Origin of the sequence: Streptomyces beihaiensis (assembly GCF_026274175.1) — a bacterium.
Lineage (GTDB): Bacteria > Actinomycetota > Actinomycetes > Streptomycetales > Streptomycetaceae > Streptomyces > Streptomyces beihaiensis.
This window is the reverse complement of sequence record NZ_JAPHNL010000146.1, coordinates 1-22167: the sequence shown is the minus strand read 5'-3', so window position 1 is coordinate 22167 and position 22167 is coordinate 1. Positions and strand designations below refer to the sequence as shown.

The 22167-nt window shown below is 72.4% G+C and carries 23 protein-coding genes; 13 read left to right on the top strand and 10 right to left on the bottom strand.

Annotated features, from left to right (window positions below; all coding sequences use genetic code 11):
• Positions 1 to 48: 48 nt before the first annotated feature.
• Both OFY01_RS14790 and OFY01_RS14785 read right to left on the bottom strand, forming a co-directional pair.
• Complete coding sequence (locus OFY01_RS14790) at positions 49 to 882, bottom strand: transglutaminase-like domain-containing protein (RefSeq protein ID WP_266599993.1); 834 nt, start codon at positions 880 to 882, stop codon at positions 49 to 51.
• Entirely contained in the window at positions 879 to 2009 is a 1131-nt protein-coding gene (locus OFY01_RS14785) for a GNAT family N-acetyltransferase (RefSeq protein ID WP_266599992.1), read from the bottom strand. The genes OFY01_RS14790 and OFY01_RS14785 overlap by 4 nt, the downstream gene beginning before the upstream one ends.
• Positions 2010 to 2149: 140 nt before the next feature.
• Between OFY01_RS14785 and fdxA the strand changes: the two genes are divergently transcribed.
• Together fdxA and OFY01_RS14775 are read left to right on the top strand one after the other, a co-directional pair.
• Complete coding sequence (gene fdxA, locus OFY01_RS14780) at positions 2150 to 2470, top strand: ferredoxin (RefSeq protein WP_266599991.1); 321 nt, start codon at positions 2150 to 2152, stop codon at positions 2468 to 2470.
• Between the two features lie 169 nt (positions 2471 to 2639).
• A complete protein-coding gene (locus OFY01_RS14775; RefSeq protein WP_323135513.1) occupies positions 2640 to 3740 on the top strand; it encodes a bifunctional succinyldiaminopimelate transaminase/glutamate-prephenate aminotransferase in 1101 nt (366 codons plus the stop codon).
• A gap of 127 nt (positions 3741 to 3867) precedes the next feature.
• Here OFY01_RS14775 and OFY01_RS14770 read toward each other — a convergent pair whose 3' ends face one another.
• Together OFY01_RS14770 and OFY01_RS14765 are read right to left on the bottom strand one after the other, a co-directional pair.
• Positions 3868 to 4311 (bottom strand): ATP-binding protein, encoded by a 444-nt coding sequence (locus tag OFY01_RS14770; RefSeq protein WP_266599990.1) that lies wholly within the window; start codon positions 4309 to 4311, stop codon positions 3868 to 3870.
• A gap of 311 nt (positions 4312 to 4622) precedes the next feature.
• Positions 4623 to 5564, bottom strand: a complete 942-nt coding sequence (locus OFY01_RS14765; protein ID WP_266599989.1) for a heavy metal transporter — start codon at positions 5562 to 5564, stop codon at positions 4623 to 4625.
• A 158-nt stretch (positions 5565 to 5722) separates the two neighbouring features.
• On the opposite strand from OFY01_RS14765, the gene dapE reads away from it, so the two are divergent.
• Both dapE and OFY01_RS14755 read left to right on the top strand, forming a co-directional pair.
• Positions 5723 to 6802, top strand: coding sequence for a succinyl-diaminopimelate desuccinylase (gene dapE / locus OFY01_RS14760; protein ID WP_266599988.1), 1080 nt, complete (start codon positions 5723 to 5725; stop codon positions 6800 to 6802).
• Positions 6803 to 6897: 95 nt separating this feature from the next.
• Complete coding sequence (locus OFY01_RS14755) at positions 6898 to 7644, top strand: LOG family protein (protein ID WP_266599987.1); 747 nt, start codon at positions 6898 to 6900, stop codon at positions 7642 to 7644.
• 78 nt (positions 7645 to 7722) lie between these two features.
• Here the strand turns inward: OFY01_RS14755 and folP are convergent, their stop codons facing one another.
• Entirely contained in the window at positions 7723 to 8583 is an 861-nt protein-coding gene (gene folP / locus OFY01_RS14750; protein ID WP_266599986.1) for a dihydropteroate synthase, read from the bottom strand.
• Positions 8584 to 8737: 154 nt separating this feature from the next.
• Here folP and OFY01_RS14745 point away from each other — a divergent pair, with 154 nt between their 5' ends.
• The gene (locus OFY01_RS14745; protein WP_266600064.1) at positions 8738 to 9157 is read left to right on the top strand and encodes a DivIVA domain-containing protein; all 420 of its coding nucleotides are present in this window, start codon (positions 8738 to 8740) and stop codon (positions 9155 to 9157) included.
• Entirely contained in the window at positions 9154 to 9828 is a 675-nt protein-coding gene (locus tag OFY01_RS14740) for a DNA-3-methyladenine glycosylase I (protein WP_323135512.1), read from the top strand. The genes OFY01_RS14745 and OFY01_RS14740 overlap by 4 nt, the downstream gene beginning before the upstream one ends.
• Here OFY01_RS14740 and chcB read toward each other — a convergent pair.
• Positions 9791 to 10594, bottom strand: a complete 804-nt coding sequence (gene chcB, locus OFY01_RS14735) for a 2-cyclohexenylcarbonyl CoA isomerase (RefSeq protein WP_266599985.1) — start codon at positions 10592 to 10594, stop codon at positions 9791 to 9793. The genes OFY01_RS14740 and chcB overlap by 38 nt on opposite strands.
• A gap of 319 nt (positions 10595 to 10913) precedes the next feature.
• On the opposite strand from chcB, the gene OFY01_RS14730 reads away from it, so the two are divergent.
• On the top strand, positions 10914 to 11081 hold the full coding sequence (locus OFY01_RS14730) for a DUF3117 domain-containing protein (RefSeq protein WP_003966491.1): 168 nt from the start codon (positions 10914 to 10916) through the stop codon (positions 11079 to 11081).
• A 157-nt stretch (positions 11082 to 11238) separates the two neighbouring features.
• Here the strand turns inward: OFY01_RS14730 and OFY01_RS14725 are convergent, their stop codons facing one another.
• A complete protein-coding gene (locus tag OFY01_RS14725; protein ID WP_323135515.1) occupies positions 11239 to 11982 on the bottom strand; it encodes an O-methyltransferase in 744 nt (247 codons plus the stop codon).
• A gap of 102 nt (positions 11983 to 12084) precedes the next feature.
• Here OFY01_RS14725 and sigE point away from each other — a divergent pair, with 102 nt between their 5' ends.
• The 5 genes from sigE (at position 12085) to OFY01_RS14700 (ending at position 17543) form a co-directional block, all read left to right on the top strand.
• The gene (gene sigE, locus OFY01_RS14720) at positions 12085 to 12861 is read left to right on the top strand and encodes an RNA polymerase sigma factor SigE (protein ID WP_266599984.1); all 777 of its coding nucleotides are present in this window, start codon (positions 12085 to 12087) and stop codon (positions 12859 to 12861) included.
• The gene (locus OFY01_RS14715; RefSeq protein WP_266599983.1) at positions 12858 to 13850 is read left to right on the top strand and encodes an anti-sigma factor family protein; all 993 of its coding nucleotides are present in this window, start codon (positions 12858 to 12860) and stop codon (positions 13848 to 13850) included. Before sigE ends, OFY01_RS14715 begins: the two co-directional genes overlap by 4 nt.
• Before the next feature lie 698 nt (positions 13851 to 14548).
• Positions 14549 to 16096, top strand: a complete 1548-nt coding sequence (locus OFY01_RS14710; protein ID WP_407700347.1) for a trypsin-like peptidase domain-containing protein — start codon at positions 14549 to 14551, stop codon at positions 16094 to 16096.
• Positions 16097 to 16239: 143 nt separating this feature from the next.
• Entirely contained in the window at positions 16240 to 16740 is a 501-nt protein-coding gene (locus tag OFY01_RS14705) for a sec-independent translocase (protein WP_266599981.1), read from the top strand.
• Positions 16741 to 16871: 131 nt separating this feature from the next.
• On the top strand, positions 16872 to 17543 hold the full coding sequence (locus OFY01_RS14700; RefSeq protein WP_266599980.1) for a hypothetical protein: 672 nt from the start codon (positions 16872 to 16874) through the stop codon (positions 17541 to 17543).
• A 70-nt stretch (positions 17544 to 17613) separates the two neighbouring features.
• Here the strand turns inward: OFY01_RS14700 and OFY01_RS14695 are convergent, their stop codons facing one another.
• Genes OFY01_RS14695 through OFY01_RS14685 form a run of 3 tightly spaced genes read right to left on the bottom strand, consistent with a single transcriptional unit; the run spans position 17614 to position 20724 of the window.
• A complete protein-coding gene (locus tag OFY01_RS14695; RefSeq protein WP_266599979.1) occupies positions 17614 to 18747 on the bottom strand; it encodes an Mrp/NBP35 family ATP-binding protein in 1134 nt (377 codons plus the stop codon).
• 44 nt (positions 18748 to 18791) lie between these two features.
• The gene (locus OFY01_RS14690) at positions 18792 to 19451 is read right to left on the bottom strand and encodes a DUF1003 domain-containing protein (protein ID WP_266599978.1); all 660 of its coding nucleotides are present in this window, start codon (positions 19449 to 19451) and stop codon (positions 18792 to 18794) included.
• Complete coding sequence (locus OFY01_RS14685) at positions 19441 to 20724, bottom strand: magnesium transporter MgtE N-terminal domain-containing protein (RefSeq protein ID WP_266599977.1); 1284 nt, start codon at positions 20722 to 20724, stop codon at positions 19441 to 19443. Before OFY01_RS14685 ends, OFY01_RS14690 begins: the two co-directional genes overlap by 11 nt.
• 270 nt (positions 20725 to 20994) lie before the next feature.
• Here OFY01_RS14685 and OFY01_RS14680 point away from each other — a divergent pair, with 270 nt between their 5' ends.
• Positions 20995 to 21762 (top strand): hypothetical protein, encoded by a 768-nt coding sequence (locus OFY01_RS14680; protein ID WP_407700346.1) that lies wholly within the window; start codon positions 20995 to 20997, stop codon positions 21760 to 21762.
• Positions 21763 to 22167: the final 405 nt, after the last annotated feature.

Here is a 22167-nt window from a genome sequence, read left to right as displayed (position 1 = left end):
GCGGCAAAGCAGCGGCGGCGGCCCCGCCCCGCGTCGCGCCGCCCCGCGTCAGTTCAGGCGGGCGCGGGCCGCACGGGCCTGCGCCCGTACGCGCCGCGCCGCGTCCTCGTCCACCTCCGCGACCACGTCCGCGTACGCATCCAGCTCGTCCGCCCCGGCCAGGAACTCCCCCCGCTCCACCAGAACCTCCGCCCGCTCGTGCCGCAACCGCGCCGGATGCGACGGCAGCAGCAACGCCAACTCCACCGCCCACAACGCCACGTCGGACCGCTCCGGCCGCGCCGCCGCCCACGCCCGGATGTTGTTCAGGATCCGCGCCACGATGTCGAGGACACCGGCGGGCCGCAGCATCGACGGATCGAGCGCCGCCCCCGTGGCTCCCACCACGAGCAACTCCGCATCGGCCCCGGTCAACAGCCGTCCACCACCGAACGGATCGGCGAGCACCGGTTCGTGGGCGGCCGCCTCCGGATTCCCGAACCCCACCACGAAGTGCCCCGGCAGGGCCACCCCGTACACCGGGGCCCCGGCCCGTCGCGCCACCTCCATCCACACCACCGACAGCAGAATCGGCAGCCCGCGCCGACGCCGTACGACCTCGTGCAGCAGTGACGACTCCAGCCGCTGGTAGTCGACCGCCGCCCCGTGGAAACCCAGCCGCGCCCCGAGCAGCTCGGCCAGCGCGCGGGCCCACTCGCGTGCGCCACCCGCCCGGAAAGGCAACCGTCCGGCCAGCTCGTCGAGCTCGATCTGCACGGCGTCCATGCCGGCCTCGTCGAGCCCGTCGTCCGCCTCCGCGGCGACGAGCAGACACAGCTCGGCCAGGTCGGGCCGCTCGGCCCGCGCCGCCTCGGCGAACCGCCGCCGCAGCTCGGGCGTCATGCGGTGCTCCTCGTCGTCCCCTCCGGCGCCCGGTAGTGCTGGTAGGCGTGATGCGTGGTGAAGCCGAGCCGGTCGTACAGGCCGCGCGCCCCCTCGTTCTCCGCCTCGACCTGCAGCAGCGCCGCCGACGCCCCCTCGTCGAGCGCCCGCCGCGCCAACGCCGCCATCACGGCCGTGGCCAGCCCCTGACGTCGCCGCGCCGGATCGACCTCGACCGCCGCGAACGACGCCCAGCGCCCGTCGACCACGCACCGCCCGATCGCCGCGGGCACGACAACCCCGTCCGCGCCCCTGTCCTCGTTCTCGCCCCGAACGGTCGCGAACCACACCGAAGGCCCGGCGCACAGCACCTTCAGTGCCACCTCGCTCACGCCCTTGCGCTGGTACCGGTCGAGCCAGCCCGCCCCGGGCTCGCGGCTCAGCTCGACGCCGCCACCCGGCCCGCCCGGCTCGCCGCCCCGGCCGGGCTCGCCCGACCGGTCGAGGTCCGCGACGGGCGCGAGCGCGGCGATCCGCAACTCGGCGCTGACCTCCCGCACCCACCCGCGCTCCTCAAGGCCGGCGCAGAGCAGCTCCTGCGTCCCCTCCGCCCCGGTCGCCGTCTGCACGTACGCGGGCAGGCCACGGGCCGCGTACCACTCCCGTACGCGGTCGAGCGCGACGTCCAGCGGCCGTCCAGGATCGCCGAGCGGCAACACGGAGTTGGCCCGCCGGGTGAAGCCCGCCCGTCGCCCGACCACCTCCCCTCGTGGACGCGCTTCGCGCGGCTCGGCCTGTACCGCCGCCCGCAGCTCCCACTCGCCGAGCCGCTCGCTCTCCACCGGCTGCCACGCCCGCGCGGCGACCCGCGCCAGCTCCGGAAACGTGGCCGCGGGCCCGCGCCGACGGGCCGGCGCCGGCGGCACCACCTTCCCGGCGACCAGCGACGACTCCTCGATCCGTACCCGCTCACCGGTCTTTCGTGTGATGAGCAGCACACCGTTGTCCCACGATGTGAGAACGCCCACGGTATCGGTGAACTTCCGACCCGCGGGCCCCTCCTGGATCACCCGTCGCACGGATACGCGTTTTCCCACGTCAGAGCGGGTCAAGCGCAATTCGAGTCGTCCGCCCGCAGTGAATTCCACAGCTCGGCCCACCCCTCCTGTTCGGATCATGCCTGGGAACGGAGATACTAGAGGCGGGCATCGACGACGCCGCGCTCCCGCGCGCCAGGCGGCGGAGCCTGTGGAGGCCCGCCAGCGCCCTATCGAGGAGGAACGACAGCGTGACCTACGTCATCGCGCAGCCTTGTGTCGACGTCAAGGACAAGGCGTGCATCGAGGAGTGCCCGGTCGACTGCATCTACGAGGGCAAGCGGTCCTTGTACATCCACCCGGACGAATGCGTCGACTGTGGTGCCTGCGAGCCGGTCTGCCCGGTCGAGGCGATCTTCTACGAGGACGACACTCCTGAGGAGTGGAAGGACTACTACAAGGCGAACGTCGAGTTCTTCGACGAGCTCGGCTCGCCCGGTGGTGCCTCGAAGATGGGCCTGATCGAGAAGGACCACCCGTTCATCGCCGCGCTGCCGCCGCAGAACCAGTAACCACTGCACTCAGCGGTACGCACGCGCAGGCGCCGCCCCGGTCCCGTACGGCTCGACCGCCGTACGGGACCGGGGCATCTGTCCATCCAGGCAAGAAGTGCCGTGTCCACGCAAGAAGTGCCATCCACGTAAGAGAAGACCCACGTAAGAGAAGTGAGTGAGCCGACCGGTGTCCGCAGTTCCCGCGCCCATTGACCGCCTTCCTGAGTTCCCCTGGGACAAACTGCAGCCGTACAAGAAGACGGCCGAGGCCCACCCGGACGGCATCGTCGACCTCTCCGTCGGTACCCCCGTCGACCCGGTGCCCGAGCTGGTCCAGAAGGCGCTGATCGACGCCGCGAACTCGCCGGGCTACCCGACGGTGTGGGGCACGCCCGAGCTGCGTGACGCGCTGGTCGGCTGGTGCGAGCGGCGCCTGGGCGCGCGCGACCTGGGGCACGGCAACGTCCTGCCGGTCGTCGGCTCCAAGGAACTGGTCGCCTGGCTCCCGACCCAGCTGGGCCTCGGACCGGGCGACAAGGTCGCCTACCCGCGCCTGGCCTACCCCACGTACGAGGTCGGCGCCCGGCTCGCCCTCGCCGACCACGTGACCTACGACGACCCGACGGAGCTCGACCCGGAGGGCATCCGCCTGCTCTGGCTCAACTCGCCGTCGAACCCGACCGGCAAGGTGCTCGGCAAGGCGGAGCTGACCCGCGTCGTCGCGTGGGCCCGCGACCACGGCATCCTGGTCTTCTCGGACGAGTGCTACCTCGAACTGGGCTGGGAGGCCGACCCGGTCTCGGTCCTGCACCCGGACGTCAACGGCGGCTCGTACGAGGGGCTGGTCTCGGTCCACTCGCTCTCCAAGCGCTCGAACCTGGCGGGCTACCGCGCGGCGTTCCTCGCGGGTGACGAGACGGTCCTCGCGCCCCTGCTCCAGCTGCGCAAGCACGGCGGCATGATGACCTCGGCGCCGACGCAGGCGGCCGTCGTGGCGGCTCTCGGCGACGAGCGGCACGTACAGGAGCAGCGGGCCCGCTACGCCGCCCGCCGCGAGCTGCTGCGCGAGGCGCTGCTGCGGCACGGCTTCCGCATCGAGCACAGCGAGGCGAGCCTCTACCTGTGGGCGACGCGCGGCGAGTCCTGCTGGGACACCGTCTCCCACCTGGCCGACCTCGGCATCCTGGTCGCGCCCGGCGACTTCTACGGCGAGGCGGGCGCCCGCTTCGTCCGGGTGGCCCTGACGGCCACGGACGAGCGCGTACGCGCGGCGGCCCATCGCCTGTAGCCGCCCTGGCGAGGGACTCGCGGCAAGGACCCGTGGCAAGGATTCGTGGCAAGGCTTCGTGGCAAGGGAAACGGGGTGCTGGGAGCGGCAGGCTCCCAGCACCCCGTCAGGCCGCGCGGCCCACGGCTCAGCCGATCGGCAGACCGCCCGAGGTGAGCCCGCCCGTCGGCAGACCGCCCGACGTCAGCCCACCGGTCGGCAGGCCGCCGTCCGTCGCCGACCCGGCGGTCTGGCCGACCACGTCCGCGGCCGACCCGGCCAGGTCGCCCGCGGCCTTCTGCGCCACAGGCGTGGTGGTCTTCACGCTGTGCCCGGCCGCCTTGCCCGCCGCCGGCACCGTCTTGGCGACCGCCTTGCCACCGGTTTCACCCGCGAGCCCGGTCGCGTGCTGCGTCGCACCGTCGACGGTGTTGCCCAGGCTCGCACCGTCCAGAGCGGTCAGACCGCCCAGGTCGGACGTGGCCGGGAGCTCCGCGGCGCTCGCGGCACCGGCCGCACCGACCACGGGTGCCGCTCCCGCCGCGACAAGCAGCGCGGCACGGGCGATCCGGCGGGTCAGGGGGAGGGACATGATGCTCCTTAGCGGGAGAGAACGTTTGGTGTCCTCCCGCCGCCCGGCGTCGTGCCGTGCGGCGATCGGACGCCGTGACAACCGCTCCGGGGCCGGGTGAGGTTGCGGGTCGGCAACGTAAAGGGTCGGTAATGCATCGCATAAACGGCAGCGGATAAAAGCACACGAACGGAACGCATCCCGCACCCTGCAGAACCCTTACAGCGCCGCGCCCCCAAGGGATTCACGCACCACGGCGCCAACCACCGAAAAGTCGTCCGCACCCGTCCACCAAGCGCACCGCGCATACCCCGATCGAGGGAGCGTTCGTACTACCGCGCGGTGACGATCCGGACCTCGGCCGCCGTGTCGGCAGCCGCCGCCGACGCCCCCGCCGACCCGTCCGTCGGCACCGTGCGCCAGGTGCCGCCGTCGTCCCCGGCGGTCCACCGACGGCCCGCGTAGGTGACCTGCTCGATGCGGAGCGCGGAGGAACCCGCCACGGCCCACTGCGCCAGCTCCCACCCGCGCCGCCGCTGCCCGGCACCGGCCGGGTCGCCCGCGTCCGGCACCGGAACCCGCACCGAACCCGCCGACGCGTCGGCGGTGGGCCGCACCTGCTTGCCGAAGTCCCGTACGAGCGCGTCCCTCACGCGCGCGGGGTCCCCCGCCCGCTCGGCGTCCGGCCCGCTCGGCCGCCCCTCACAGGTCAGCGACGCCTCGGCGCGGCCGGTCAGCGACGCGGCCAGCAGCGTGGCGTCCGGCTCGTGCTTCGCGTACGCCTCCGGATAGCCGCTGCGCTGCACCCGCTGCGCCGCCACGGTCAACGGCAGCCGCGCATAGCCCGGCACCTGCGCGAGATGCTCGTAGAACCGCCCCGACGCGTAGACCGGGTCCATGATCTGCTTCGTCGTGCCCCAGCCCGCCGACGGCCGCTGCTGGAACAGACCGAGCGAATCGCGGTCACCGTGGTCCAGGTTGCGCAGGCCGGACTCCTGCAAGGCGGTCGCGAGCGCGATGGCGACCGCACGCTCCGGCATGCCGCGCGAGGTCCCCACGGCCGCGATCGTCGCCGCGTTCACCGCCTGTTCCGGCGTGAACTCGTAGCTCGCCCCGTCCCCGTCGGCCGAGACCACCTTGCATCTCGGCGCGGTACGGCCCCCCGTGGCGTACTGCACGGCCACGTACGTGGCCACGGAGAGCAACACGACGACAGCGGCGGCGACTCGCAGCAGGCGGCCGCGCCGGACCGGAACGGTGGGGGGCTCAGACACGCGTACAAGGTACTGGAGCCCGCCGACAGCGACGACAGGGGTGACAGGTACGCGCCCGTTCCCCCCGCCTCCCGGCCCGCGCCGCACTCCTGGGGCCGGACCGGACCACCCCCTGGACGCCGGGCGGCCCGTCGCCCCCAGGGCGCTAGGGTCGACCCATGGACCGCTCTGCCCTTGACCTCACCCAGGACGCCGCCCGCCTCACCGCCCAGCTCGTCGACTTCCCGTCGCCCAGCGGAAGCGAGAAGGAGCTGGCCGACGCCGTCGAGTCCGCGCTGCGCGCCCTGCCGCACCTCACGGTCGACCGGCACGGCAACAACGTGGTCGCGCGCACGAACCTGGGCCGCGCGGAACGGATCATCCTCGCCGGGCACATCGACACCGTCCCCATCGCCGACAACGTGCCCTCCCGGCTGGACGACGACGGCATCCTGTGGGGCTGCGGAACCACCGACATGAAGTCCGGCGTCGCGGTCCAGCTGCGCATCGCGCAGACCGTCACCGAGCCCAACCGCGACCTGACCTTCGTCTTCTACGACAACGAAGAGGTCGCCGCGCACCTCAACGGCCTCGGCCACGTCGCCGACGCCCACCCCGACTGGCTTGAGGGCGACTTCGCGATCCTCCTGGAGGGCACCGAGGGCCTCGTCGAGGGCGGCTGCCAGGGCACCCTGCGCGTCATTCTGAAGACCAAGGGCGAGCGCGCCCACTCCGCGCGCGCGTGGATGGGCCACAACGCCATCCACGCCGCCGCGCCCATCCTGGCCAAGCTCGCCGCCTACGCGCCGCGCAGGCCGGTCGTCGACGGCCTGGAGTTCCACGAGGGCCTCAACGCCGTCCGCATCGAGGGCGGCGTCGCCACCAACGTCATCCCCGACGCCTGCGCCGTCACGGTCAACTTCCGCTACGCGCCCGACCGCACCATGGCCGAGGCCGAACAGTTCGTACGGGACTTCTTCGCCGACTGCGCCATCGAGGAGTTCGTCGTCGACGACCACACCGGCGGCGCAAGGCCCGGCCTGACACACCCGGCGGCGGCCGCGTTCCTGGCCGCCGTGGGCGGCGAACCACGCCCCAAGTTCGGCTGGACCGACGTCTCCAGGTTCAGCGCGCTCGGCGTGCCCGCCGTCAACTACGGCCCCGGAAATCCGATCTACGCGCACAAGGTCGACGAGCGTGTCGACACGGCGATCGTCCTGGAGACCGAAAAGCGCCTCGCCGCCTGGCTGACCAGCTGACATCCGAAGATCCCTCGTCCGTAACCCGCGTGGACGTCACGTAGACATACCCTTGCTCCACGAAGCGTGACGACCACGCAGGAAGGGAGCGGACGATGAGCAACCCGGAGGGCAGGACTCCCAAGGAGCAGCACCTCGGCCCGGTGATCCGCCGAGGTGCGCGAGTGCAGCCCGGCACGACCGATCAGCGTCTGCTCGACACGAAGGGCCCCACGGAGTGGGTGCACACGGACCCGTGGCGGGTCCTGCGGATCCAGTCGGAGTTCATCGAGGGCTTCGGCACCCTCGCCGAACTGCCGCCCGCGATCAGCGTCTTCGGCTCCGCCAGGACACCCGAGGGCACGCCCGAGTACGAGGCCGGCGTGGCCATCGGCAAGGCCCTGGTCGAGGCCGGGTTCGGGGTGATCACCGGCGGCGGGCCGGGCGCCATGCAGGCGGCCAACCAGGGCGCCACCGAGGCCAAGGGCATCTCGGTCGGCCTGGGCATCGAGCTCCCCTTCGAACAGGGGCTCAACCCGTATGTCGACCTCGGCCTGAACTTCCGTTACTTCTTCGTCCGCAAGACCATGTTCGTGAAGTACGCGCGCGGGTTCGTCGTGCTGCCCGGCGGACTCGGCACCCTGGACGAACTCTTCGAGGCGCTCACCCTCGTCCAGACCAGGAAGGTGACACGCTTCCCCATCGTCCTGTTCGGCAGCGAGTACTGGGGCGGCCTCGTCGACTGGCTCAGGCACACCGTGATCGCCCAGGGCAAGGCCAGCCACGCGGACCTGCTGCTGTTCCACGTCACCGACGACGTGGAGGAGGCCATCTCCCTGGTCAGCAAGGAGACCGGGCACTAGCCACGGCCATGGGGCCGCGGCGACAGGGCCGCGGCCGTGGGAGACGCGGGGCCGGCCCTGGCGCCGGTGCTGTCGTGGCTACGCCAGTCCCCGGCGGGCCACCGCCGGGGGCCGGTGGCCCGCGATGGAGGACACCATGTCCAGGACCTGGCGGGTCTCGGCGACCTCGTGGACGCGGTAGACCTGCGCCCCCAGCCACGCCGACACCGCCGTCGTCGCCAGCGTCCCGATCACCCGCTCCTTGACCGGCTTGTCGAGGGTCTCGCCCACGAAGTCCTTGTTGGAGAGCGAGACGAGCACCGGCCACCCCGTGCCGACCATCTCCGGAAGCCGCCGCGTCGCCTCCAGCGAGTGCCGTGTGTTCTTGCCGAAGTCGTGGCCCGGGTCGATCAGCACCGACTCGCGTGGCACCCCGAGCGCCACGGCCCGCTCGGCCAGGCCGAGGGTCACCGTCAGGATGTCCGCCATGACGTCGTCGTAGCCGATCCGGTGCGGGCGGGTGCGCGGCTCGACGCCGCCCGCGTGCGTGCACACCAGGCCCACCCCGTGGCGCGCGGCGACCTCGGCGAGCTTCGGGTCGACGCCGCCCCACGCGTCGTTGAGCAGGTCCGCGCCCGCCTCGCACACGGCCTCGCCGACCTCGTGGCGCCAGGTGTCGACGCTGATGATCACGTCGGGGAAGCGGCGCCGCACCTCCGCCACGAACCCCACGGTGCGGCGCGCCTCCTCGGCCGCGTCGACCTCCTCGCCGGGACCGGCCTTGACCCCGCCGATGTCGACGATCGCGGCGCCTTCGGCCACCGCCTGCTCGACACGGGCGAGCGCGGGCTCGTCCTGGAACGTGGCGCCCTGGTCGTAGAAGGAGTCCGGGGTGCGGTTCACGATCGCCATGATCACCGGCTCGTGAGCGTCGAACGTGTGCTGCCCCAGCCTGAGCATCCGCTGTGACTCTCCCTCTGATATCCCTTTGGATCCCGCGTGAACGGTCGTCTGTGACCTTAACTGTCGGTGCGGCATGGCACGATCGGTGCCTGACGGTTTCGGGCCGAGCACGCGTCGGTCCGGTCGAGCCCAGGGGACGGCAGAGATGGTTATGTTCTTGTTTCTGGTCGCCGCGCTGGTCGTGGTGGTCGCGGCGGTGACGCTCGCGGTCCTCGGCGGGGGCGACGGCGGCACGCTCAGCGAGGAGCCGTCCCAGTTCTACGCGGACCCGCTCCCGCGGGACCGCGCGGTGGCCCCGGCCGACGTGACGGCGCTGCGACTGCCGACGGCGGTGCGCGGTTACCGGATGGCGGAGGTCGACGACGCCCTGAACCGCCTCGGCGCGGAGCTGCACTGGCGCGACGCGCGCATCACCGAGCTGGAGTCCGCCCTGACGGCGGCCCACACGCGCCCGCAGCCCCCCGCCGACCAGGGCCCGGACACGAGCCGCGGGCCCGACACCGGGTACGGCCCCGGCACGGGGTTCGCGCCGCCCGAGTACCAGCCGCCCGCGGGGGAGGACCGGCCGTGAGCGCGCCGACCGGAGGTGCCGTCGCCGGACCCGACGGCAGGCTGCGCTGCCCCTGGGGCCTGTCGGCCGAGGACTACGTGGCGTACCACGACCAGGAGTGGGGCCGCCCGGTCCACGGTGACGACGCGCTGTTCGAGCGGATCTCCCTGGAGGCGTTCCAGTCCGGGCTCTCCTGGATCACGATCCTGCGCCGCCGCGAGGGCTTCCGGGCCGCGTTCGCCGGGTTCCGGATCGCCGATGTCGCGGTGTTCACCGACGCCGACCGCGAGCGTCTGCTCGCCGACACCGGCATCATCCGCAACAGGGCCAAGATCGACGCCACGCTCGGCAACGCGCGCGTGCTGGCGACCTGGCAACCCGGCGAACTCGACGAGCTGATCTGGTCCTACGCCCCCGACGCCGCCGGCCGCCCGGTGCCCCGCGTCGTCGGCGACGTACCGGCGGTCACCGACGAGTCGAAGGCTCTGTCCAAGGAGCTCAAGAAGCGGGGCCTGCGCTTCGTCGGCCCCACGACCGCGTACGCGCTGATGCAGGCGTGCGGGCTGGTCGACGACCACCTGGCGGACTGCACGGTCCGCGCCCGCACGGCCGGACAGGACCCGCGCGGCGCCGTGCGGTCCGCGCGGGGCCGCCTCAGCGCCCCAGGTACTTCGGCTTCTCCTTGGCGATGAAGGACTGCACCGCGATGGTGTGGTCCTCGGAGGAACCGGCGCGCGCCTGCATCTCCTCCTCCTTGTCGAGCGTCTCGTCGAGGGAGTGGTCGGCCGCGTAGGCGACCGATTCCTTGAGCGCCGCGTAGGCGACGGTCGGTCCCTCGGCGAGGGTGCGGGCCAGCTCCCTGGCGGTCTCCGCCAGCTCGGCCGCGGGCACGATCCGGTTGACGGCCCCCAGCTCGTACGCCTCCTGCGCCGAGATGGTGCGCGGGAACAGCAGCAGATCCGTGGCCCGGCCGGGGCCGATCAGCCGCGGCAGCGTCCAGGAGACCCCGGAGTCGGCGCTCAGCGCCACGCCGGCGAACGACGTGTTGAACGACGCCGTGTCCGCGACGATCCGGTAGTCGGCGGCGAGCGCGAACCCGAAACCCGCACCGGCCGCCACACCGTTCACGGCGGCCACGACGGGCTTGGGCATACCGGTCAGCGCACGCACGATCGGGTTGTAGTGCTCGCGCACGGTGCTCATCGTCGTGCCCTGCCCGGCCTCCCGGTCGGCCCGCAGCGTCCCGATGTGCTCCTTGAGGTCCTGCCCGACGCAGAACGCGCGGTCACCCGCGGCCGTGAGCAGCACGGCCCGTACGGAGTCGTCGTCGGCGGCCGCCCGCAGCGCGTCGCGGAGGGCGACCTTGGACTCGGTGTTCATCGCGTTCATCGCCTCGGGGCGGTTCAGCGTGATCGTCGCGAGCCCGTCGCTCACCTCGAAGAGCACGGTGTCGGCCATGGAACGCCTCCTATGCGGTTGCTCAGTCGTCCGTCTCAGCATGACGGAGATCACGCGCCTTGGGAGCGGCCGGGCATGTGACCTGCGTCAAACAATTCCCTCGCGGATCGGGTGCGAAGGCGGCGCAGTATCGCAGCCACATCGCCGAATTGAGTGGTTTTGCTCAAGCGCGTTGCGCAAGCGATGCCTACTGATGTTGGTCATCGGGTCCGAGGATGCGGGATAATGGCCTGGAAGCAATGTGTTCGATGCCGGTGACGTGTGCCCGTCCAGAGGGCCGTCGGCTGACGATGAGCTGGTTTCAGGAAGGGGAACGAGCATGGCGGCCATGAAGCCGCGAACGGGTGACGGCCCGCTCGAGGTGACCAAGGAGGGGCGGGGCATCGTCATGCGCGTTCCGCTCGAAGGCGGCGGTCGGCTCGTGGTCGAGCTGACGCCGGACGAGGCCGATGCCCTCGGCGACGCCCTGAAGAAGGTCGTCGGCTGACGCGACAGCGACCATACCTTTTCGACTGCCTCGGCACACATCGGGTGCCGGGGCAGTCGTGCGTCGGCTGCCGGGAGCCGGGCTCGGGCGCCGCTACGGCTCCGCCGCGCGATGTGACCCGCCCACGACGGTGACGCGCGCGCTCCGGCGGATCTCGTCAGGTCCCGGCCGCGCCGGTCCGGCCTGAGCCGCCGGGCGACCCCTGGCGTTTCGTGGCGCACAGAAGCCCGTCGCCGACCGGGAGCAGCGACGGCACCAGGTCGGTGCTCTCGCGCACGGCCCGCAGCAGCTCCCGAAGCCGTACGACCTCCACGGGTTGCGGGCCCGAGCCCATGGTCCGCCCGTCGGCGAAGACTCCCTCGAAGCAGACGAGCCCGCCCGGCCGCAACAGGCGCAACGATTCAGCGAGGTAGTCGAGGCACTCCGTACGGTCACCGTCGCAGAACACGAGGTCGTATCCGCTGTCCGCGAGCCGCGGCAGCACCTCCAGCGCCCGCCCGGGGATGAACCGGGCCCGGTTGCTGGCGAAGCCGGCCTCGCGAAACGCCTGCCGGGCGAACTGCTGCCGCTCCGGCTCCGGGTCCACGGTGGTGAGCACCCCGTCGGGCCGCATCCCGTGCAACAGGTGGATTCCGGACACCCCGGTCCCCGTGCCGATCTCGGCGACCGCCTTCGCGCCGGCCGTGGCGGCGAGCATGCGCAGCGCGGCGCCCGCACCCGGGGACACCGAACGCAGCCCGATCTCGCGGGCCCGGTCGCGGGCCCAGCGCAGCGCGTCGTCCTCGGCGACAAAGGCGTCGGCGAACGCCCAGCTCGTCTGCCGGTTGCCGGTAATGGCCCTCTCCTGTCCCCGTGGATGCCTGCGCGTGACTTTATCCGTTGGCGGCGGGAACTCGCAGATGGGACCGGGCGTTCAAAGAAGCGAGGGGACAGAGCCGGCCGGGACGACCGTCCGGCAAATCTGAGTAAAAACGCTTATCCGGAGCTAACGGGCGAGGTGGTTATGGTAGGGGCTCCACTGGACACCACCAGAGCCGACAGGGGAGGTGCGGCTGCGCGCGTCGATCGGGGAGGAGTGCTCCGGCGCCTTCTCAGGTCAGCGGGTGAGCCGAAATCCGTGACCGACACCGCTGACCGAATCCGCACCGTTGACTCCGCGCAGCAGACCGCGACCTTTGCCGCTGATGCGGAATCGCAGGCGTGGACTCCGCCCACCTGGGAGGAGATCGTCAGCACCCACAGCGCCCGTGTCTACCGGCTCGCGTACCGCCTGACGGGCAATCAGCACGACGCCGAGGACCTCACGCAGGAGGTCTTCGTCCGTGTCTTCCGCTCGCTGTCCACGTACACGCCCGGCACGTTCGAGGGCTGGCTGCACCGGATCACCACGAACCTGTTCCTCGACATGGTCCGCCGCAAGCAGCGCATCCGTTTCGACGCGCTCGGGGACGACGCGGCCGAGCGGTTGCCCAGCCGTGAGCCGTCGCCGCAGCAGGTCTTCAACGACGCGCACTTCGACGCCGACGTCCAGCAGGCCCTGGACACGCTGGCGCCCGAGTTCCGCGCCGCCGTCGTCCTCTGCGACATCGAGGGCCTCTCCTACGAGGAGATCGCCGCGACGCTGGGTGTGAAGCTTGGCACGGTCCGCAGCCGTATCCACCGCGGCCGCTCGCAGCTGCGCAAGGCGCTGCAGCACCGCTCGCCCGAAGCGCGCGCCGAGCGGCGCACCCTCGCGGCCACGGGGATCCCCGTCCTCGGAGCAGGGGGCGCGACCGCGTGAGTGGATCACGTCTCAATCCTGCCGGGCGTCAGACGGCGGCGGCCGACGAGCACCTGGGGGACCGTCTGGCCGCGCTGGTCGACGGCGAGTTGGACCATGACGCCCGCGAGCGGGTCCTCGCGCATCTGGCGACCTGCGCGAGGTGCAAGTCCGAGGCGGACGCACAGCGCCGCCTGAAGAACGTCTTCGCCGAGGCCGCCCCGCCACCGCCTTCCGAGAACTTCCTCGCCCGCCTCCAGAGCCTCCCCTCGGGATCGGGAGGTGACGGCGACCGTGGTGTTCCACCCTTCGGGGGCACAGGTCTCGACTCCGGCCGGGGCCTCGGGGCCGTACGGGGCTTCGGGCAGGGAGTCTTCGACGTAGACCCCGAACCGTTCGGCTACGCGCCGTCCGCCGCGCACGCCGCGGTGCTGCCCAGCGGTCGCGGTTTCCGTATCCACGAGGTCGGCCGTTCCGGCCGTCATGACGGCGACCGGGCCTCGCGCGGGCGCCGTTTCGCGTTCGCGGCGGCCGGGGCGGTCTCGCTCGCGGCGGTCGCGCTCGGCGGCGTCTCGACGGGCGTCTCGGCGGACGGGGCGGGGGCGCGCGGCAGTGGCGCGGGAAGCAATGCCGTGCCCCTGGGCAGCCAGTCGGCGGCAGCCGTGACCATGTCCGAAGGCCAGCGGCGCCGCTCGTCGTCCAAGCCCAGCCCGCTGCTCGGCAGAGGCGGCGGCGCCCTGACGGTCGCGGCGCCGGGACCGGTGACATCCGTCGACGCCGGAGGGCCGCTGTTGCCCGGCGGCGGGCACGCGGAGGACGCCGCCTACCCGTTCGCGACCCCCCTCCTCTCCGGAGCGGCACGCCTCTCCCCTCTGATACGGCCCACGGCTGCCGACTCGTACGGGGAGCCCGAGGGGATCTCGCCCGGTGGGCGCGGGGCGGCATCCGGCCTGACCGCGGTCCGAGCGGCCCTGCCGATGACCTCCTCGCTGCCGCCGTCGGTCCGCTGACCCCGACCGGTTCTGCCGGGCAGGACCGGTACCTGGTTGAATCCACGTGAAGCCGCGCGCCGGATGGTTCCGGTTGTGCGCGCGAGAGTCCGTGGCACGGTGCCGTGGGCCGGGTATGGGGAGAACGGCGGGACATGGACGAGGGCAAGCCCACAAGGCCGAAGTGGTGGAGCCGCTCCCGCCAGAACGCGGAGCGCTCCGCGACGGACGACGGGGACTGGCACCTTCCTGATCCGGCAGGCGGCGGCCCCGCGGGCAGCGACGCCGCGGGGGCCGAACCGGGCGCGCCGGACACGATCGGGGCCGGGCCCGGTACTGCCGGTTCCGGCGCCCGTGCCACCGACTCGGCCGGGACCGACGAACGCGGAACCGCCGCGCCACAACCCTCCGGCCGCCCGGCCGCCACCAGGCAGCCCGACGCCACCGCCCCGGCTGCCCCGGCCGGTTCTGAGGGCCGAGTTCCCTCGGCGCCCCCGGCGGTGCGGTTCGGCTCTGCGGACCTGGCCGCTCCGGTGCCTCCGTCGGGCGTGGCCGGCACGAGTGCCCCGGCGGTTCCAGACGGCTCGGCCCCACCGGCTGAAGCGGTCGCAGCGGGCGCACCGGCAAGCTCGCTGAAGTCGGCGGGCCCGGCCGCCCCGGCCGGCCTGTCTGACCCGGCCGCTCCGTCTGACGCGCCCGACCCGGCCCCACCGGCCGCCGTGGCCCACCCAGCCGGATCGGCTGAGCATGTCGGATCGGCCGACGGCGCAGGCCCCGACGACGCCGCCGCCCCGTCCGCCGTGGCGCGGCCCGAGGCCGTCGTCGGCGAGGACGGAGGGGAGGCCGTACGGCCCATGCACGATCCGGATCCGTACGGCACGCCGCCGTACGGCCAGCCGGGGCCGTGGGCTCCCGCGCCGCCGGTGCAGCATCCGGCGGCGACCCCCGCTCACAGCACCGCGCAGCCCGCTCAGCCGTACGTGACCGCGCCCGTCGAGCCGCCCGCCCCCGGCCAGGGGGAGGCAGCACCGGGCCCTGCCACGGCGCCCGTGACGGCGTACGCGGGCGGTCCCGCCGAGCCCTGGGCGCGGTACGACCCCTGGGGCGCGGCCGCGCCCCGGAAGCAGAGGGCGGGGCTGACGCGCCGAGGCATGGTCGTCGGGGCCGTACTGCTCGCGCTCGTGGCCGGAGGCATCGGCGGGGCCATCGGGTCGTACGTCGAGCGCAACGGCGGGACGGGCGATGTCGAACTTCCGCAGGCCGGGGCCGAGTCGACGCACCGCGACCCGGACAGCATCGCCGGCATCGCGGCACGCACGCTCCCCGGCGTCGTCACCATCCACACCGAGGGCGCCGCGGAGGCGGGCACCGGCACCGGCTTCGTCCTCGACAGGCGCGGCCACATCCTCACCAACAACCACGTCGTGGCCCCGGCGGGCAGCACCGGCAAGATCTCGGTGACCTTCTCCGACGGCCGCAGCGCCGACGCCAAGGTCGTCGGCCACGACCGCGGCTACGACCTCGCGGTCGTCAAGGTCTCCGGTCTCGACGGCCTCACGCCGCTGCCGCTCGGGAACTCCGACAACGTCCGGGTCGGAGACCCGGTCGTGGCCATCGGCGCCCCCTTCGACCTGGCCAACACGGTCACCTCCGGCATCATCAGCGCCAAGGAGCGGCCCATCACGGCAGGCGGTGAGGGCGCGGAGGACGGCGGCGGCAGCGGTGGCGGCAGCGATGTCAGTTACGTGGACGCCTTGCAGACCGACGCGCCCATAAACCCCGGGAACTCCGGGGGACCGCTGGTCGACGCGAAGGGCCGTGTCATCGGCATCAACAGCGCCATCCGCTCCGCGGACAGCGGCGCGGCACAGAGCGGCGGCGGCCAGTCGGGATCGATCGGCCTCGGCTTCGCGATCCCCGTCAACCAGGCCAAGCGCGTCGCCGAGGAGCTGATCAACACCGGCAGAGCGACCCACCCGGTCATCGGCGTGACCCTCGACATGGCGTACGGCGGCGACGGGGCCCGCGTGGGCACCAGGAGCAACAGCGGTGGCCGCGCCGTCACGCCCGGCGGGCCGGCCGCCCGCGCGGGGATCGAGGCCGGTGACGTGATCACCGCGGTGGACGGCGTGCGCGTCCACAGTGGCGAGGAGCTGATCGTCCGGATCCGGGCCCACCGTCCCAAGGACACCCTGGAGCTGACGCTCGAACGGGCCGGAAGGCACCGCAAGGTCACCCTCGTCCTCGGCTCCGCGACCGGCGACTGACCTCCCCGGTCGCCCGGCGGCTACCGGACGGACGGGAACGCCGGGTACCGTAGACCGGGTTCTGTGCCGGACTGTGCCGAACCCTGCCGAAGACCTGCAGCTTGGATACCGACCGCGGGCCGAGGACACGCTAGGAGTGCAAGGTGTTCAACGACATTGGCCCGCTTGAGGTCGTGACGCTCGTCGTGCTGGCCGTGCTCGTCTTCGGCCCGGACAAGCTCCCCAAGGTCATCCAGGACGTCTCGCGCACCATCCGCAAGATCCGTGAGTTCTCGGACAGCGCCAAGCAGGACATCCGTGACGAGCTGGGCCCGGAGTTCAAGGACTTCGAGTTCGAGGACCTCAACCCCAAGACGTTCATCCGCAAGCAGCTGGACAGCGACGAGCTGGGGCTCAAGGAGATCCGTAACGGCTTCGACCTGAAGAAGGAGATGGCCGAGGTCACCGACGCGGTCCACACCGTCGGCGACATGAATGACACGAGCGACTCGGCGGAGGCCGCCGCGTCGTCCTCGTCCCCCTCCCCGGCCGTCGACATGCGCAAGCGCCCCGAGGGCGGCGCCGCCGACACCGGTGAGCAGTCCGGCAAGCCGACCGGTTCCGCGGCGGTCGAGCGCCCCCCGTTCGACGTCGACGCGACCTGAACCACACCCTGGGAGCCGGGCCCCGCGCAGCGGGTGTGGCATCCTGCCTTGTTGTTGCGCGGACCGGACGCAAGGACGCCCGAGGGGGGCGGGCCGGTCGGGTCCGCACGAGACGAGGAGGCGGCCGGGACATGGAGACGACGAGTCGGGTGGGCGCACAGGCGCCGGCCACCGAGGAGGCCGACCAGGCGCCCTCGGCCCGGCGTACGGTCGACGGCTTCCTGCAGGCGCCCTTCCCGTGGTATGGCCTGGACGAGGCGTTCACGGGACCGCGTTGGCTGATGCCCGTCGGCACTTCGGCGGACGGGTCCGTCGAGCACGGTTCGATCGGGCACGGCGAGGCGCCGTCCGTACGCGGTGAGAGCGCGATACAGGGCGGCGAGAGCACGGAACGGTTCGCGGTCGTCGTGACCATCGCCGCCAACCCGGTGCGGCGCAGCGCCGACGGCACCGGGGTCCTTGAGGCCACGTCGGTCTCCTCGGCGGCCTGGCTCGCCGGGGTCGGCCTGCTCTCGTGCACCTGGCCCGGTCAGATGGACCACGTGCTGCGCGACGACTGGCTGGAGCAGCAGACCGAGACCGCCTGGGTGCTCGCGGACGACCTCGACTCCGCGGACTGGACGCGCCTGACGCTGCCGGTGGACGGGGTGCCGACGCCGTTCCACTACCGTGAGTCCGAGTTCGGGTGGGTGCTCGCCGGCTCCACGGGTGCCGGGGTGCATCTGGGGGCGTACGGCCGGGGCATGAGCGCGTACGGGCTCGGTTTCGCCGCGGTCAAGGATGTCGCCGAGTACGCCGCCTAGGACCCGCCTGGTACGAGCGCGGGCCGCCCTCTCACGGGCGGCCCGCCTTGTTCTCCGCGTCCCGGAAAGCCTAGAACTTGTTGCGCGGCGTGATCCCCAGGGACAGGCCCGAAAGCCCGCGCTGGCGCCCGCCGAGCTTGCCCGCGATCTCGCGCAGCGCCGAACCGGCGGGCGAGTCCGGGTCGGACAGGACGACCGGCTTGCCCTCGTCGCCGCCCTCGCGCAGGCGTACGTCGATGGGGATCGCCCCGAGGACCGGGACCTCGGCGCCCGTGGTCCTGGTCAGTCCGTCGGCGACCAGCTTGCCGCCGCCCGTGCCGAACACGTCGACCATCTCGTCGCAGTGCGGGCACGGCAGCCCGGACATGTTCTCGACGACGCCGACGATCTTCTGGTGGGTCTGCACGGCGATCGCACCGGCCCGCTCGGCCACCTCGGCGGCGGCCTGCTGCGGCGTCGTGACGACCAGGATCTCCGCGTTGGGCACCAGCTGGGCCACCGAGATGGCGATGTCGCCCGTTCCCGGCGGCAGGTCGAGGAGCAGCACGTCCAGGTCGCCCCAGAAGACGTCCGCGAGGAACTGCTGGAGGGCGCGGTGGAGCATCGGGCCGCGCCACACCACCGGCGCGTTGCCCGGCGTGAACATGCCGATCGAGATGACCTTCACGCCGTTCGCCGACGGCGGCATGATCATGTTCTCGACCTGGGTGGGCTTGCCGTCGGCGCCGAGCATGCGCGGCACGGAGTGCCCGTAGATGTCCGCGTCGACGACGCCGACCTTCAGGCCGTCGGCGGCCATCGCCGCCGCCAGGTTCACGGTCACGGAGGACTTGCCGACGCCGCCCTTGCCGGAAGCGACCGCGTAGACACGAGTCAGCGAGCCGGGCTTGGCGAAGGGGACCTCGCGCTCGGCCGTCCCGCCGCGCAGCGCGGTCGCCAGCTCCTTGCGCTGCTCGTCGCTCATCACGTCGAGGGTGACCTGGACGTCCGTCACTCCTTCGACGCGTGCGACGGCCTCCCGCACGTTGTTCTCGATCGTCGAGCGCATCGGGCAGCCCGAGACGGTCAGATACACGGTGACCGCGACGGCTCCGTCCGCACCGATGTCCACCGATTTGACCATCCCCAGCTCGGTGATGGGTCGCTGGATCTCGGGGTCGTTCACTGTCGCGAGTGCCTCGCGCACCGTGTCTTCCGTAACCATACGACCGATAGTACGGCTCGGTAACCGGGGTCCGGAAAGCCCCGTCACCGGTCGTCTACGTCACGTCTCCGGCCGCTCTCCGGCGGGAATACAGCGGTGGAGCCCTGACCGGGCCCTTGCCCGGCGCCATGACCGGCGCCGTCGTGGCGCTGTTCCTCCAGTTCCTTGAGGAGGTCCTGCAACTCGGAGCGGATCCAGTCGCGCGTGGCGACCTCGCCGAGCCCGATCCGCAGGGCCGCCATCTCGCGGCTGAGATACTCGGTGTCGGCGATCGACCGCTCGTTCTGCTTGCGGTCCTGTTCGAGGTTGACCCGGTCGCGGTCGTCCTGCCGGTTCTGGGCGAGAAGGATCAGCGGAGCGGCGTACGAGGCCTGCAGCGACAGGGCGAGCGTCAGGAAGATGAACGGGTACTCGTCGAAGCGCAGCGCGTGAGGGACCGAGACGTTCCACAGCACCCACATCACGATGATCACCGTCATCCAGACGATGAACCGCCCCGTGCCGAGGAAGCGCGCGATCCGCTCGGAGAGGCGGCCGAACGCGTCGGGGTCGTACTCCGGGAAGATCTTGCGGCGGCGCGGCAGCGGCTGGTCGAGGCGGATGCGTGAGCGGCGCTGCGTCTCGGCCGTCCGGGACTCGCGCTCGCGTTCCCGTTCCCGTTCCCTCTCGCGCTCCCACTCCCTCTGGCGTTCGTCAGTCGGCATGGTTCGCTTCCCCCGCCAGGTGGAATTCCTGCTCGCGCCAGTCGTCCGGCAGCATGTGGTCCAGCACGTCGTCCACGGTCACCGCGCCCAGCAGCGAGCCGCTCTCGTCGACGACGGGCGCGGCCACCATGTCGTACGTCGCGAAGAACCCGGCGATCTCCGGCAGTTGGGCCCCCGGGCTGAGCCCTTGCAGGTCTTCGTCGAGGACGGAGCCGACCAGGGTGTACGGCGGGTCGCGCAGCAGCCGCTGGAAGTGGATGGTGCCCAGATATTTGCCGGTCGGTGTCTCGTCCGGCGGGCGGCACACGTACACCTGGGCGGCGAGGGCGGGCGAGAGGTCCGGGTTGCGGACGCGGGCGAGCGCGTCCGCGATCGTCGCGTCGGGGCGCAGCACGATCGGCTCGGTCGTCATCAGACCGCCCGCCGTCCTGTCCTCATACGCCATCAGGCGCCGCACGTCGGCCGCGTCGCCGGGCCGCATCAGTGCCAGCAGCCGCTCCTTGTCCTCCTCGGGCAGTTCGCCGAGCAGGTCGGCGGCGTCGTCCGGGTCCATCTCCTCCAGGACGTCGGCGGCGCGCTCTTCCTTGAGCTTGCCGAGGATCTCGATCTGGTCGTCCTCGGGAAGCTCTTCGAGGACGTCGGCGAGGCGCTCGTTGGTGAGCGCGGCCGCGACCTCGGCCCGCCGCTTGGGGGAGAGGTGGTGCAGCACGTTGGCGAGGTCGGCGGGGCGCAGCTGCTCGAAGGTGGCCAGCAGGTTCTCGGCGCCCTGCCCCTGCTCCTCCAGGAAGAAGCCGTCGACGGCCGACCAGTCGACGGTCAGCGTCTCGCCCTTGCCACGCCGGAACGCGCCGCGCTTCTCGACCCCCTTGCGCACGAAGACCCGGTCGATCTCCCAGTCGCGGCGCGCGGGCAGCTGCTGCACGGAGACGTCCAGGACGGTGACCTCCTCGCCGGTCTCGACCAGGCGCACGCGCCGGTCGAGCATCTCGCCGAGCACGAGCCGTTCGGTGGGCCGCTGCTCGAAGCGGCGGACGTTGAGCACGCCGGTCGTGATGACCTGACCGGACTCGACGCCGGTGACGCGGGTCATGGGCAGGAAGATGCGGCGCCGCGTGGACAGCTCGACGACGAGCCCCAGCAGCCGGGGCGGGCGCCGGTTCACCCGCAACATGGCCACCAGGTCGCGCACGCGCCCCACCTGGTCTCCGTTCGGGTCGAAGACCGCGACGCCGGCGAGGTGGGAGACGAAGACGCGAGGGGCGCTTCCGGCCATGTCGTCGCGCGTCCTTTCATCCGCATCAGTCCGTAAATATGACGTATCCGTGGTTCAGGCTAACGGCTCCCCGTCCGCCCCGCCCACACGCCTCGGCCACCTGGACCGGGCCACGTCTGCGCAGATGACAGCGGTACGCTGCCGTACCTCAGACTTCCTCAGACCCTCCAGACCCTCCAGATCCTCCAGACCTTCCAGATCCTCCAGACCTTCCAGATCCTCCAGACCTTCCTCAGACCTTCTGACGCCGTACGAGAGGTGAGTTCGCCCGTGATCGCACCGCCCCTGGACCGCCGGACCCGCTGGACGCGTCGGACCCGCGGGGCGCGCGGGGTGCTTCTGGCCGGGGCGGTGTGCGCGGGGCTCGCGGTCTCTCTCGCGGGCTGCGGCGACGATCCGGACGCGGGCACCAACGGCGTCGGCAAGCTGACCGCGGACGGCATCCAGAGCCGTGCGGTCGCGGCGGCGCGGGCGGCCACGACGGTGCGCGTGTCCGGCACGGTGGCCGGGGGCGGGCACACGTACAAGCTCGACATGCGGCTCAAGGACGACGGCGGCAGCGGTTCGGTCACCACCGGCCGCACCACCTTCCGTCTGCTGAGGGTCGGCGACCACCTCTACCTCAAGGCGGACGCGGCCTTCTGGACCCACTCCGACGGGCACGGGAGCGCGGGCGCGGCCGCCCAGAAGCTCGGCGGCAAGTACGTGAAGGTGCCCGAGGACGATCCGGCCTACCGGAGGTTCAGCCCCTTCACCGACAAGGACGCGCTCCTGAAGGGCCTGCTCACGTTGCACGGCCCCCTGGCGAAGGGCGACCGGCGTTCGGCGGGCGGCGTCCGCACGATCGCGCTGAGCGGCGACAAGGGCGCCGGCGGCACGCTCGACGTCTCCCTGGAGGGCAGGGCCTACCCGATGCGTCTGGATCGCGCCGGGAACGCCGGAACGCTCCGACTCACGGAGTGGGGCCGTGACTTCACGCTGACCGAGCCGGCCCCGGCCGACACCGTCGACTACGGCAAAAAGCTCCCCGCGTCCTGAGCACCGAACATCCCCTCGACACCCCCGCCCACGGTCGGCCCGCCACGGCCACCCGGCCCACGGTCCCCACGGGTCACTCCGCGCGGGGTCTTCACGGTCACTCCGCGCAGGGTCTCCACGGTCGCCCGGCGCGGGGTCTTCACGGTCGCTCTGCGCGGGGTTTCCACGGTCGCTCTGCGCGAGGTTTCCACGGCCGCCCCGCGCACGGTCTCCACGGCCGCCCCGCGCAGGGTCTCCACGGTCGCCCGGCGCACGGGTCCCCCACGGGCACTCCGCGCACGGCCGCCCCGTGCACGGTCACTCCAGCCAGGTCACCCCGCGCGGCGCCGCCGAGGCACGACTGCGGGCCGTCGCCGAGGGCGGCAAGCTGGCCGGCTGGCTGGGCACGGGAGGGTCGGCTGACCG